This window comes from Neorhizobium alkalisoli (assembly GCF_002968635.1).
Classification (GTDB): domain Bacteria; phylum Pseudomonadota; class Alphaproteobacteria; order Rhizobiales; family Rhizobiaceae; genus Neorhizobium; species Neorhizobium alkalisoli.
Genome location: NZ_PVBN01000001.1, coordinates 388,245 through 400,930, shown reverse-complemented (window position 1 = coordinate 400,930; position 12,686 = coordinate 388,245). Strand labels below are relative to the sequence as shown.

The window sequence follows — 12,686 nt, the reverse complement described above, 5'->3', positions numbered from 1 at the left end:
CGAGAACCTGTTCCCGTGCCTGACCTGCAGGGACCACGTATCACATCGTGCTGCAACCTCTTCGTTACAAGTGAAGCGCGCATAATTGGAGACACACATGCACCAAAAGCGGTGCATGCATTAAATATCGGCGGTGGTTGAGAACGGCCACTTACCTCGCCACCGAAGCTCCGAACGAAAGTGCTGCACAAGCAGCGTACGCAGGTGGGCACGTGACGACATTCGGAGCTTCGCCAGAGCTGGACAGGTCAATGTCGCCACATTGCACAGCTACGACAGGCACGACGCGATCATGGCTTAGACCAGATACCTTCGGCCGCGGTGCTAGAGTAGATCATGGCTCCCGCGCCGTTTTCAACTGAGGATTTTTAATGCGGCTCAAGCAGGTGCACGACGCGAGTTGCACTGACTCTTCAACCCACGTGAAGACACGAGTTGTTTTGCATTTTCCAGGCTTCGAGCCGCTGAATTCTCGTGAGCACCATGCCCGGTACAGGCGATCCGCGGCTCAGAGTGCCCAGACATGGGGGCTTCAGTTGGCTGTGGGTGAGCTTGTGCAGCATGAGTCGTTCACCTGGTTCGATGTCTTCTGCCAGGACGGATTGCACGGAACGAGAAGCCGCATCTATATGCTCGACCATTTCTCGCTGGTGGCCGCGCTAACCAACAAAAGCCTCTGGAAACAGATCCTCTCCGGGTACATCAGTGCGGCACGTGTCGTCTGGGAGGGGGGGTGGTGAGCTATTTCCGACACGCGTGGCGATTTGGCCTGTTCTTTCTCTTCCCCTTTTTACTCATGACGAGCCTCCTAGCCGTAGGTGCTCTCGCAGCGTCGTTGCCTGCCTTGCTGCATTTGGAGCCTCAAAACTATCTCTGGAGCCTCCCAATCGCGCTTGTCTTATTGACGTTCATCCTTCCTCCTGTGCTAGCGCGGTTTCATCCGCTCCACTTGTTTGCTGACTGGACGCTGGCGGTAGCTGTCGCTCGCCTCAACGATCCAGAGGTCAACGCTTGGTTGGACGCATGTCGTGCAATGGCTAGAGAAGCGTTACAAGGGGACACCGATGAGCACGTGATAAGCTCCCACAGCATGGGTTCGGCCATAGCCGCTCACGTGATTGGGACGCTGCTTTCCGAGAATCCAAACCTGTTCAAGGGTAAGCGAGTTGTGTTTGTGACGCTCGGTGGCGCAATCCTCCAATGCTCATTCTTGAAGTCGGCTACTGTCCTGAGGGCTTGCGTCGGCCAGATCGCCCGCGCCGCGGAAGTGTTCTGGCTGGAGATCCAGTGCCTGACCGACAGCATCCATTTCTACAAAAGCTGTGTCGTCAGCCTGGCCGGGCATCCCGATGCCAAACAAGCCTCTATCGAATTCATTCGCGTCAAGCGGCTTGTCTCGGCAGAGCGTTATCGCCGGATCAAGCGCGACTTTCTCAGAGTTCATCGGCAGTATGTGCTCGGCTCCGACAGGAGATCCAACTTCGATTTCACGGTGATGACTGCTGGGCCACTTCCCGCCTTCCTTAGTGGAAAGTATGCACCCATCGATGGCTCGGCGGGATGACACCATGCCCACGCCCTCACAGGAACACGCAGATGACCATCAAGCCGGCGTTGCTGCTCGTCAATCCCAACTCCAGAAGCGGAAGGACTGCACTTCCACAGGTGCGGCGTCTCCTTCACGAAGCGAACATCAGCTATCAGGAGCTGCCGCCAAACAGCAAGGAGAAGCCGTCAGACGCGATCCTCAGGCGAGCGGCAGACATCGGACGTGTGATCGTTGGCGGAGGCGACGGTAGCTTGAACGCGGTGGCATCCGGGCTGCTCGGAACGAGTCTCCCTCTTGGCGTGCTGCCGCTCGGTACTGGCAACGATTTTGCCCGTACCATCGGCTTGCCGCTAGACTTGGCAGAGGCCATCAACGTTATCGCCTCGGGGAAGACCTCGTCGGTCGACCTTGGGATGGCCAATAACTATCCCTTCTTCAACGTAGCGAGCATGGGGTTCAGCGCCGACCTTGCTGCTTCACTCACAGAGAGTGCCAAGAAGCGTTGGGGAAAGATGGGTTATGCGATTGCCGCCGCTAAACTGTTTGCGGACTCCCGCCTGTTCACCGCCACACTCGAACATGATGGTCGCATCGAGAGGTTCCGCACCTTTCAAATAGCGGTTGGTAACGGACGTTTCTATGGGGGTGGAATGACCGTCCACGCTGATGCCACGGCTATAGATGGCTTGCTCGACTTTTACAGCCTGGAGGTGGACCATTGGTGGAAGTTGCTCGCCCTGCTTCCAAGTCTGAGGAAAGGGACCCAAGGCGGCTGGAAGGACGTGCGCGCCTTTTCCACGAAAGATCTAACGATTGGAACACGGAAACCAAGAGCGGTGAATTTGGACGGTGAACTCAAGGTCAAGACGCCAGTGCGGTTCACGATCCGCGAGCAAGCCGTATCGGTGTACGTTCCTTAGTATTAACAGGCGCTCAATGCGGCGAACTCAATAAGCCTGACCCGCCGTCTTGTAACTCGGAGATTCATGGCCATATCTATGTGACGTTGCAGCCTTTTTGGCCACCTGATCCTCCCGGCACAGCCGGTTGCTTGGCTAACCTCGATCTTTGTAGACGTTAAGAACTCCGCCGTCGGCTAGAGTGCGCAAAGGCACGTGTGTCTTGCCCGAACCTGAGGACGTCAAATGATCAGAAGTAACTATTACTCCATTGAGCAACTGTTCAACCAACCCACTGCTGAACAGGGTTCTAATGCCGCCAAGCTTCAAGACATAAGAGGCAGGCTTGCTCTGCGCGATCGGGAGGCACGGTTAGATGAGCGGCAAGTTCGGCTAAGGAAACGTCAAGAGAACCTTTCTCTCGCCGTCTTTCCGCAATGACTAGCCCCTCCCAGTTGGTATCTTCAGCCAAACCAGTGGCCGTCCCATTCAGCAGCAAGTCCCGGTTCAATTATAACGCGGGGGCGGGCTTTTATCCGTGCCGGAGCAGGCAACGAGCCAGCGGCCACCGTTACCGGCGCTTTGAGACCGCTGCCGAAGCTCTGCGCTTTGCCATCGAGGAATTCCCGAGCTCACTGCTTCGCGGTTCAGTGTTAGAAGTGGATGAAGCGCGGTTCGACGGCGTTCAGATGCAAGCACTTTATGACGGTGATGCCTACCCACTGACGCGGCGCACCTAAGTCGTCCACGACGATGGCAGCCTCGTATACGGTACCCCTTGGATGGCCGTCAGACCCAAATTGGAACATCCAATGTCACTAGCATTTCCAAACGCGAGCAGAAGCTTCGATGACGTCAGGAACTTGATCCGCTTCACCGGCTATGACGGCATGTTCGAAGTCAAGTTTTTTGTCGACGCTGCCGCTCTTTCAGCCACCAGACTGTCAGAACAAGATTATCTGCGTGCCTTTGATGCTGCTCGATCGAAAATCCAGCAGATTGCACTGAAGCTCTACAATCCGAAACACGGCATGACCTACACGCTCAGAGCTGCCGATTTACGCTAGCCTGAACGACACTGTTGGAGGAGCTAATCATGAACATAAAGACAAGCGTCAGGCGGGTTGCCTTCCAGAACGCCTTCATGTTGCCAGGAATGGATAAGGCACATGCGCCTGGCGAATTCGATGTTCATGTCGTCGAGGAGCCGCTGAATGTGATGTGGGAAGGCTACCACCGAACACTCACGCTCATGGTGACCTCAGGTGCCTTCACAGAAGCCATTGCGGTTACCGAAGCCGCCCTCGATGAGGCTTTGGCTAAGGATACCCAACCTGCCCAGCGTCCCGCCTCCTCAACATGACGGGAGCACTCGATCTGGCCAGCTTCCACAACCAACGGGAACAAACGAAATGAACAACCTACAACAGTTTTCTTCCAGCTCGAACGGCGATCGGTGGTTCCTGCTCACCGAGGAGGCTACTCAACAAGCTTTCGTTCTTCATAAAGCAAACGAGCCTTCGGGGGGCCACCAGACACAAATGCCCGTTGCGGACTTCCTCAACCAGCAACCGTTCGGCCCGGAAAGAGAGGCGCTCATCAACATCCTTGGTGTGGGTGACGACACCGCAGACGCCGCGCAGGATAGTTACACCTCGTCGTCCCTATGACCCTTTAAACAGGCTGCCTTGGTCAATGCCATGGCGTCGCTGGAGGACAACATGCGCATAACCAAAACCATACTCTATGACGGCATCGGCCACATCGGCGTCTTCTTTGAAGGGCTGCCAGAAGCGACGCTTCTTGGAGTGTACAGCACACCTCCTCAAAGCTCCTATCATGCAGACGAAGTTGAGGCCTTTGTTGCCTTCGACGTCCTTGGCACCGATGCCGCTGTTCTCGAGCTAGTCGCTATAACCGGCCATCCGGAAGACGGCGTCCGTCAAGCGGTTGGGCAATACAGAGAGGAACTTCGCAGAAAAGCGGACGAAAACTCGACACCGAATTAAACCCGAGCCCATAACAGCAGAAGAAGCAAAGCCCATGAAACCGAGTATTGAGAGTGAAGCCGCACGGAGCGGCGAAGATGCGGACAAAAACCGAGATAAGCTCATCAAACAAGCAGAGAAGACCTTGGAAAGTTCTAGGTCAACAAGCGACCTTACTGACGGATCTCGAGACGACCAAAAAAACGGCTGCGCGACCCACACCCAACCAAATAGCTGAGAGCAAGCGCGCTTTTGAGGAGCATCAGAATGACCAATCATCATCCCGACGACGCCATCGTATCTGAAATAGAGACAGTGCGCCTTGCCCTGCCAACCTGGGTCATAAGCACTGTTGAACTTGTTGAACTGGCTGAAAATGCCGAACGGGCCGCAAGGGATGTCAATCCTGAAACAGCGGATCGTTCGCGTAAGCTTATTGTTGAAGTAGCCGAATGGCAGCAGAAACTGCACGACTGGCAGAGCCAAGATCTAAGTCCCCGCCTACTTGCCGAGCTCAGAATTCTAAAGGCGACGTTGGACGCTGCAATGGATGAGGCCAACGCTGCTGCAGGTAAGCTAAGGCTTTTTGATTAACAGCGGCTTCGCTGCCGCTCTGATTATGGCTAAAGCAGGAGCGAAGTGCTTAGGAAGTCGCAGCTTATCCAGCCGCCGGCTCACGGCCGCCGGTCGGCGGGAATCGCGATGCATCGGAGAAGGCTATCGTTACAGTCACGCCGGCGTCACCTTGTATTTCCAACTCACCGCCGATCTGTTTCACGAGGGAGCGGATTAGGCCATACCCGAGGGATCCTTCCCTGTAGTTCGTCATCCCAATGCCGTTGTCACGGACGATGATTTCAACCCGCCCCGGCCCACTTCGCTTGGCCTGAACCACGATGGTGCCGGAACGGTCACCGGGGAAGGCGTACTTAACAGCATTGGTGATGAGCTCGGCCAGCACGATGCCGAGCGGGAAGGCTACGTCGGCATCTATTAGAACGTCTTCCTCCGTACGCGCCCTCAGTGAGATCCGCTCGTCCCCGGCTGTGAGGGATTTGAGCGCCTCGCAAAGCTCCGAAACATAAGTCGCTACATCAACGCGCTGCCCTTGTTCCGAACGGCTTAGCATGTCGTGAACTCGTGCCATCGCGCTTAGCCGGTCAGCAGACTCGACAAAGAGAGCCCTCATCTGCGGGTCCGCCTGACGTCGCCCCTGCAGTTGCAGCAGTGATGCTCCAACCGACAAGCTGTTCTTGGCCCGGTGGTTGACCTCAACGAGAAGCATTTCGCGTTCCGCGTCTGCCTTCTTAAGTGCAGCATTAGCTGCCTCCAGGGTACGGGTGCGCTCCTCCACTCGTTGTTCTAGTTCTGCATTGAGCGCGCGCAGTGCCTCCTCGGCTTCATAACGGCGGCTTATGTCGAGATAGGACATGAAGTGATTGGTGACACGCCCCTGGTCGTCATCCAACGGTGTTGCAAACAGCATGCTCTGGAAGGTCGAGCCGTCCTTGCGGTATTGCAGGATTTCGAGGGTGGTGTCACGCCCCTCCTTCATGGCAGCCTCGTATTCCGCGATCGCCTCGGGATCGGTCTGCGGGCCATTCATGAAGTGAGGGTGCTGACCGAGCAGTTCGTCGGGGCTGTAGCCTGAAAGATGTGCGAACGCCGGGTTTACGAAGGTGATTGGGTTGCCCGGAAGCGTGGCGTCGGTGACGACCATCGGCATCCGCGTTACGCGAACCGCCTCAACGAATACACCGCCTCGTACTCGCACGGTTTCAAGTTTTTGCTCAGATGCAGTGCGCGCGGACGTGTCCTCCACGTCTGCTTGAAACTCGTTCATATATTCACCTCCAGCCAGGAGCCTCAGTTGAAGACCTTCACCGTGTCACTAAGAAACCACCCTAGACGAGGCTGATCTCACAAAGGGTTTCAACGACTGAAGGACGGAAGCCTCTTCGCCTCCCGGAGGGAAATCAGCCGCTGTGAGGCCTCGTCCCAAAGGATGAGTTTGACGCAGGCAAAGCTCTCGCGCAGGCTGATGCGGCCAAGTTCCGCTAGCTCGGGGTGATCCCTTAGAACTTCCGGCAGTCGGTAAAACGGCACCCTGCTCGAAAGGTGGTGCACATGATGCATCCCAATATTGCCAGTGATCCATCTTAGTGGCCTTGGTAGATCATAGTGTGATGCACCATGCATGGCAGCATGCGGGAACGACCACTCCGGCGGCTTCGACCAATGAGTGTCTTCAAACTGGTGCTGGACATAGAACAACCACACGCCAGCCGATCCCGCGAGCAAGACGATGGGCAGGTGAACAAGAAGGAAGGGCGTCAAACCAATTACCCAGATCAACAGGGCGGCCAGTACAGCTACAGCGATGTTTGTCGCCATTGTCGAGAGCCAGGGCAGGACGCCCGATCGCATCATCCCAAAGGGGAGGCGTTGCTTGAACAAGAAAAGAAAAGCGGGACCGATGCCGAACATCACCAGGGGATGCCGGTATAGACGATAGCCTAGTTTCCCCCAGGGAGTGAGGGCATGATATTCCTCCACCGTCAGCGTCGTAATGTCGCCGACGCCTCGTTCGTCGAGATTTCCGGCGAAGGCGTGGTGCTCAGCATGTGCCCGGCGCCAGTAGTCGTATGGCGTAAGCGTCAAAACGCCAATCGCACGTCCCGTCCAGTCGTCCCAGCGACGTCTTCCGAAGAACGAGCCATGCCCACAGTCATGCTGCAACATAAAAAGGCGCAGCAGGAAACCGGCTGCTGGCACAACGAGAATCATCCCTATCCAATACCCGAGATGGATGGCCAGCCATGCCGCTGCCCAAAGAAGCACGAAAGGAATGAGGGTTACTGCGAGTTCATAGAAGCTCCGGCGTAACGCGGGCTGACGATACCCCGATAAGATCTTGAGCCATGCCTTTTCCGAGAAGCCACCATGAGAGGCGGCCGAATTGGTTGCAGTCATAGCTGATCAATGTCTTTCTGTTTGGCAGCACTTTGAAAAGCTGTCGTAATGCTAGGGGTGGCTTTCTGCGCCTGATCACCTGCTGATATCCGTAGCCGGTGAACCTGAGTGCTGCCCTCAAAGTTCCAGCAGTCGCTGGCGAACGCTTTGAGCTTGTTTGAGTAACACTATATCGTGTCTACTCCACCAAGTTCTTCTCGGTTGGCAATGGAAGACATGACGTCCTCCTTCGTTGGGGCACAAGCTTGGTAGCCCGCAACAGCAGCGCCCCTAAGACGAGCTACTATCTCTATACAAGTCGTGCTACCCGATCTTCTTTACAAGTGGCGCGGCTGCCACGTGGCAAAATCATTACAAGTTAAGAGCTGAGCGCGCCACGCCTCGTTAATGAATGAACGGACCTAGCCAAACCCGCTGGCTGCTCCATATACCATTCTTCGCTGTCCCTGTGCACTAGCAACGCCCTCGTGAGCGGATGCCGGCGGTCCCTACGAAAATTCGTGCTGGACTGACGCTTGGCGCAACAGAGAACAATCAAATGCGTATCGCGCAAGTCGCACCCCTGGCGGAATCCGTTCCGCCGAAACTCTATGGCGGCACCGAACGTGTCGTCTCATGGCTCACGGAAGAACTCGTCCAGCAAGGCCACGATGTCACGCTCTTCGCCAGCGGAGATTCCGAAACTTCCGCTGAACTCGTGCGAGCAGTCCCCGAAGGACTGAGGTTGGGGGGCATACGCGACCACACTGCGAGCCTCCTCGTCATGCTGGAAGAGGTCCGGCGGCAGGCCTCCTCGTTTGACGTCATCCATTTCCACGTCGATTTGCTTCAGTTTCCAGCGTTCCGAAACTCCTCGGCACACTGCCTGACCACGCTGCACGGGAGGCTGGATCTACCGGATTTCCATCCCGTATATCGTGCATTCACGGAGATGCCGCTCGTCTCAATCTCCAGGAACCAGCGCCTGCCGCTTCCCAATGCCAATTGGCAGGCCAACATCCAGCATGGCCTTCCCCCAGGTCCCGCGCCTTTTGAAGTAGCAAAGCGGGATTATCTTGCATTTCTGGGACGTATTGCCCCGGAGAAACGGCCGGATCGGGCAATTGAGATTGCAAAGCGAACCGGTATTCCGCTGAAGATCGCCGCGAAGGTTGACCCCGCCGACCAAGACTACTTCGACCACGTCATTCGACCACAGCTCGATCATCCCCTGGTCGAGTTCGTCGGTGAGATTGGTGACCACGAGAAACGAGACTTCCTCGGGAATGCGATCGCGCTCCTGTTTCCCATTGATTGGCCCGAGCCATTCGGCCTGGTCATGATCGAGGCCATGAAGGAAGGAACACCGACGATCGCTTGGCGTCGCGGCTCGGTCCCGGAGGTTATCGACGAGGGCGTAACTGGTTTCACTGTCGAATCCATCGAGGAGGCAGTTGAGGCAGTCGGTAAGGCTGCGGATCTCGACCGGCAAGCGGTCCGGCAGCGGTTCGAAGAACGGTTTACCGCTGCACGCATGGCTCGCGACTATGTTGCCGAATATAGCCGTCTGGCAGCAACGTCGGCGATGATTGTGCCGCACCACCGTCGCAACGCAAATAATGCGCTATTGCCCTTGGAGCCTGTCGTTGCTGCGGCGAAGGTTTCCGGCGCCGCTGCTGGGGCAGCCTCGCGCAATCAGAGGTCAGTATGATGGTGCTTGATACTAATCCGACCATCGAGGATGCCGGGAGCTTCGACACCGTTCGGTATGATCTGGAAGTAGACACTTCTCTTGTGGATCGCCCACTTCAAAACCTTAAGGATGGAGATGCGTTCGCTGTCTTAAACAGCCATGGCGACATTGCCGGGAGCAACTCGGTGGAAGGCCTGTTTTACCGTGACACACGGTATCTGTCTGAGCTGGAACTGCGTGTTCAGGGGCGAAAACTCCTGCTACTGAATTCGTCTAACCACGACGACAAGGCAGCGCTTTCTGTCGATCTTACCAATCCCGAGGTCGATCATAATGCTGAGACCTTGCCCCGCGAGACCATCTTCTTCGAGCGTACGAAGTTTCTCCATAACGGGGTCTGTTACGAACGACTGAGTGTCCGAAACTTCACGACAATTGAACGCCGGTTGACCATCGACTACATATTTGACGCCGATTTCTGCGACCTTTTCGAAGTGCGCGGAATGAAGCGGGAGATGCGGGGCCGGGAGAACTCCAAGCTCGTCGCTCCCGACAAGGTGGAATTTCGCTATCGCGGCCTTGATGACGTGGAGCGTTGCACCTCGATCGCCTTCACACCTGTTCCGAAACATCTCGAGTCACACCGAGCGACCCTGGAGGTAGCGATCGCGCCGGGGGAAAAGACATCGATCTTCGTGACGGTTGCCTGCGAGGAAGGCGGGCCTGCTGTCGTGCTGGATTTCTTCCGCGCCTACCGCGAGAGCCGCCGCGTCAGACGCAAACAGACGCGGCACATTGCTACCGTGCGGAGCTCAAGCGATCTGTTCAACGAAGTAGCGTGTCGAGCCACCTCTGACGTCTACATGCTTACCACCCCCACCCCGTTCGGCTCATACCCCTATGCAGGCATACCCTGGTTCAGCACGATCTTCGGGCGCGATGGGATTTTCACGGCGATGTTCATGCTGTGGATGGATCCGTCAATTGGGCGGGGTGTATTGCGAACGCTGGCGGCAATGCAAGCCCAGCATACTGACCCCAATGCCGATGCGCAGCCCGGCAAGATTCTCCACGAGATGCGTCACGGAGAAATGGCCAACCTTGGCGAAGTTCCATTCGGCCGCTACTACGGAAGTGTCGATTCAACGCCGCTGTTCGTCATGCTGGCGGGCATGTATCTCGACGCCACGGGCGATATGGACACCGTCTCCGAGATCTGGCCAAACATCCTTGCTGCGCTACGGTGGATCGATGACCATGGCGACCAAGACGGCGATGGCTATGTGGAGTATCAGGCAGAAAGCAACGGCAGCCTAAAAAACCAGGGCTGGAAGGACTCCCACGACTCGGTTTTCCACGAAGACGGTACGGACGCGGTAGGGCCAATCGCCCTATGCGAGGTTCAGGGATATGTATTCGCGGCAAAGCGTTCTGCGGCACGTATGGCTGAGCGCCTTGGGCATCAGCAACTTGCAACTGATCTCACAAGGGCCTCTGAAGACCTGCGCCACCGTTTCGAAGCAGATTTCTGGGACGAAGAACTCGGCACATACGCACTGGCCCTTGATGGAAGGAAGCGACCGTGCCGCGTGCGGAGCTCCAATGCGGGGCATGCCTTGTTCACCGGAATTGCCTCTCCGGAAAGGGCTAAGCGCGTAGCGGCAACACTTCTCAGCAAGGAAGGGTTCAGCGGCTGGGGTATCCGTACACTTGCGCAGGGCGAGGCCCGATTTAACCCCATGTCCTATCATAACGGTTCCGTATGGCCCCACGACAACGCCGCAATCGCAATCGGCTTCGCCCGCTACAATCTGAAGCATGAGGCAGCGCGCGTGTTCGAAGGTCTGCTTGATGCTGCAAAACAGCAGGAGATGCGGCGCCTGCCGGAACTCTTCTGCGGCTTCATTCGGCGCCCCGGTCGAGGGCCAACGCCTTATCCAGTCGCGTGCTCACCCCAGGCTTGGGCGGCTTCTGCCGTGTTTGGCGTTCTGGGAGCCTGCCTTGGCCTTGAGCAGGCTCATTCCGAGAATGAATTCCGGATCCGCAACCCGATCATGCCTGCATTCCTGGATGAGATCGTCTTGCGCAACGTGCGGCTCGGTTCATCGCAAGCGGACTTTCGTATGCATCGCTATGGAGATGATGTGTCCACGAATGTTCTGGATCGGAAAGGGAACGCGAAGATCCTTGTTGTGAAGTGAACCATTGGTCGTCGAGGGAGTGGATGCGGCCGGAACCTCTCTGACTGTCCACCATCGGCCGTTCGGAAGTGGCAGCCCCTTAGCTGAGGACTGCGTCCCAGTGCAGAACCGCCTAGACTAAAGGGGGACACCTCTAACGTCGCATTGACCTCTGCGCGCTCCACCCAGCCTCGCCGTGCTATCCACGAAGCGTCGGCTTCGTGCATCACAGGCACTGACCGTTATGCATCCCTAAGGATGCACCCGCACCATATATTCGGCGTAAGCAACGATGAAACGGGTACGGGCATCCTCTATATCGCCGCGGCCAAGCAGTGCCGAGATACATGCTCCGACTGCCGTCCAGTAGGCTTGGCCCGACCGCATTTCCAGTTCCTCTTGCAGGTACTTCAACGCTACTCGCGGCCCAAGGATAAGCTTGTCGTTGATGGGACCATCTCTTACGCTGACCGGGAACTCCCATTCGGCGCGAAAATCAACGTTGATCACCGTTAGCATCGACTACCCCTTCTGAGACAAGAGGCACCGCGTCAGTCTTCAAAAGCGTACGGTTGAACGGCGGCCATGCATTCAGTGGAGGCTTCTCCCTAGCATTATGCTTCTCATTCACGATGGCGCAGCAAATACGCGCCTCGCGGTTTGATAGACCTCCGACCGACCACCCCAACGCGATTTCTGGTTCGCTGCTGTAGGTATCATAGACAGTCCAGGAGCTATTTGCTTCCTGCCTCATTTCGTACCGGCATAGGTGTGAGGCGTTGTCATCTTGGATCGTCGTGCACGATGGATTACTCATCCCTGACACCATTCGCGACCGAACCGATCTGGGTGTCACGGCGCTCGCTGAGAGAAACGCTGGAGTGCGCGCCCCCTCCTGGAGTGGGACCAGTGCCCCATAAATGGTTCTGGAGCCTGCGGATCAAGTAGCTCGCATGGCTTCGCCGGGTAAGTGCAGTTTCATTGAGAGCGGTCTCGTCGGCGACACGCCGAAGTAGCTGCGCGAGGGCAGCCGCTTTCGATGACCCTGCTTCTGGTGCTTCGGAAGACATGTCTGTCCTTCCTTCGCTTGGGGCACGGGCTGTGTCGCTCGCAACGGTAGTGCCCTGAAGGAAGCCTACCGATAAAACACCATGCGCTCATTCGGCGACATTGCAAGGAAATCTTTGACACAGCCCAACGCTCAGGCTGTCAGCAGCCTCTAAGGGCAGAAGCCAACGAGGTTAAGCTCTTCAAAAGGTGGTGCACGAACCAATTCGTCCGCGATAATTTCGGCGCAGTAAGCGGAAATTATTGCCGCTCGCCCGTCCTGTTGACTGATGCCCAAAGCCAGGGCACAAAGGTGGCATCCAGGGTCGCTCGCGAGAGGAAAAGATAAGGAAAATAAGGGTCTATCCTCTAAGTATT

13 protein-coding genes are annotated in these 12,686 nt (G+C 56.6%); 10 read left to right on the top strand and 3 right to left on the bottom strand.

What is annotated here, in order from left to right; genetic code table 11:
- The first annotated feature begins 371 nt into the window (after positions 1-371).
- From C5L13_RS29205 to C5L13_RS01875, 8 genes are all read left to right on the top strand, one after another.
- Entirely contained in the window at positions 372-740 is a 369-nt protein-coding gene (locus tag C5L13_RS29205; RefSeq protein ID WP_245423206.1) for a hypothetical protein, read from the top strand.
- Positions 737-1,564, top strand: a complete 828-nt coding sequence (locus tag C5L13_RS01915) for a hypothetical protein (protein ID WP_245423205.1) — start codon at positions 737-739, stop codon at positions 1,562-1,564. Before C5L13_RS29205 ends, C5L13_RS01915 begins: the two co-directional genes overlap by 4 nt.
- Before the next feature lie 32 nt (positions 1,565-1,596).
- Complete coding sequence (locus tag C5L13_RS01910) at positions 1,597-2,469, top strand: lipid kinase (RefSeq protein ID WP_105381562.1); 873 nt, start codon at positions 1,597-1,599, stop codon at positions 2,467-2,469.
- Positions 2,470-3,260: 791 nt separating this feature from the next.
- On the top strand, positions 3,261-3,515 hold the full coding sequence (locus tag C5L13_RS01895; protein ID WP_105381560.1) for a DUF1488 family protein: 255 nt from the start codon (positions 3,261-3,263) through the stop codon (positions 3,513-3,515).
- Positions 3,516-3,544: 29 nt separating this feature from the next.
- Entirely contained in the window at positions 3,545-3,811 is a 267-nt protein-coding gene (locus tag C5L13_RS01890) for a hypothetical protein (RefSeq protein WP_105381559.1), read from the top strand.
- Between the two features lie 49 nt (positions 3,812-3,860).
- Positions 3,861-4,118, top strand: coding sequence for a hypothetical protein (locus tag C5L13_RS01885; RefSeq protein WP_105381558.1), 258 nt, complete (start codon positions 3,861-3,863; stop codon positions 4,116-4,118).
- Positions 4,119-4,169: 51 nt separating this feature from the next.
- Positions 4,170-4,457: a hypothetical protein gene (locus tag C5L13_RS01880; protein WP_105381557.1), complete on the top strand. Its 288-nt coding sequence runs from the start codon at positions 4,170-4,172 to the stop codon at positions 4,455-4,457.
- A 246-nt stretch (positions 4,458-4,703) separates the two neighbouring features.
- Positions 4,704-5,030 carry a hypothetical protein gene (locus C5L13_RS01875; RefSeq protein WP_105381556.1) on the top strand — a complete coding sequence of 109 codons (327 nt, stop codon included), beginning with the start codon at positions 4,704-4,706 and terminating at the stop codon, positions 5,028-5,030.
- A 64-nt stretch (positions 5,031-5,094) separates the two neighbouring features.
- Here the strand turns inward: C5L13_RS01875 and C5L13_RS01870 are convergent, their stop codons facing one another.
- Together C5L13_RS01870 and C5L13_RS01865 are read right to left on the bottom strand one after the other, a co-directional pair.
- Positions 5,095-6,279 carry a sensor histidine kinase gene (locus tag C5L13_RS01870; protein ID WP_105381555.1) on the bottom strand — a complete coding sequence of 395 codons (1,185 nt, stop codon included), beginning with the start codon at positions 6,277-6,279 and terminating at the stop codon, positions 5,095-5,097.
- An 89-nt stretch (positions 6,280-6,368) separates the two neighbouring features.
- Positions 6,369-7,409, bottom strand: a complete 1,041-nt coding sequence (locus tag C5L13_RS01865) for a fatty acid desaturase (RefSeq protein WP_105381554.1) — start codon at positions 7,407-7,409, stop codon at positions 6,369-6,371.
- 538 nt (positions 7,410-7,947) lie between these two features.
- Here C5L13_RS01865 and C5L13_RS01860 point away from each other — a divergent pair.
- Both C5L13_RS01860 and C5L13_RS01855 read left to right on the top strand, forming a co-directional pair.
- A complete protein-coding gene (locus tag C5L13_RS01860; protein ID WP_105381553.1) occupies positions 7,948-9,099 on the top strand; it encodes a glycosyltransferase family 4 protein in 1,152 nt (383 codons plus the stop codon).
- Positions 9,096-11,282, top strand: coding sequence for an amylo-alpha-1,6-glucosidase (locus tag C5L13_RS01855; RefSeq protein ID WP_105381552.1), 2,187 nt, complete (start codon positions 9,096-9,098; stop codon positions 11,280-11,282). The genes C5L13_RS01860 and C5L13_RS01855 overlap by 4 nt, the downstream gene beginning before the upstream one ends.
- A 231-nt stretch (positions 11,283-11,513) precedes the next feature.
- On the opposite strand, the gene C5L13_RS01850 is transcribed toward C5L13_RS01855, so the two are convergent.
- Entirely contained in the window at positions 11,514-11,780 is a 267-nt protein-coding gene (locus C5L13_RS01850; RefSeq protein ID WP_105381551.1) for a DUF982 domain-containing protein, read from the bottom strand.
- Positions 11,781-12,686: the final 906 nt, after the last annotated feature.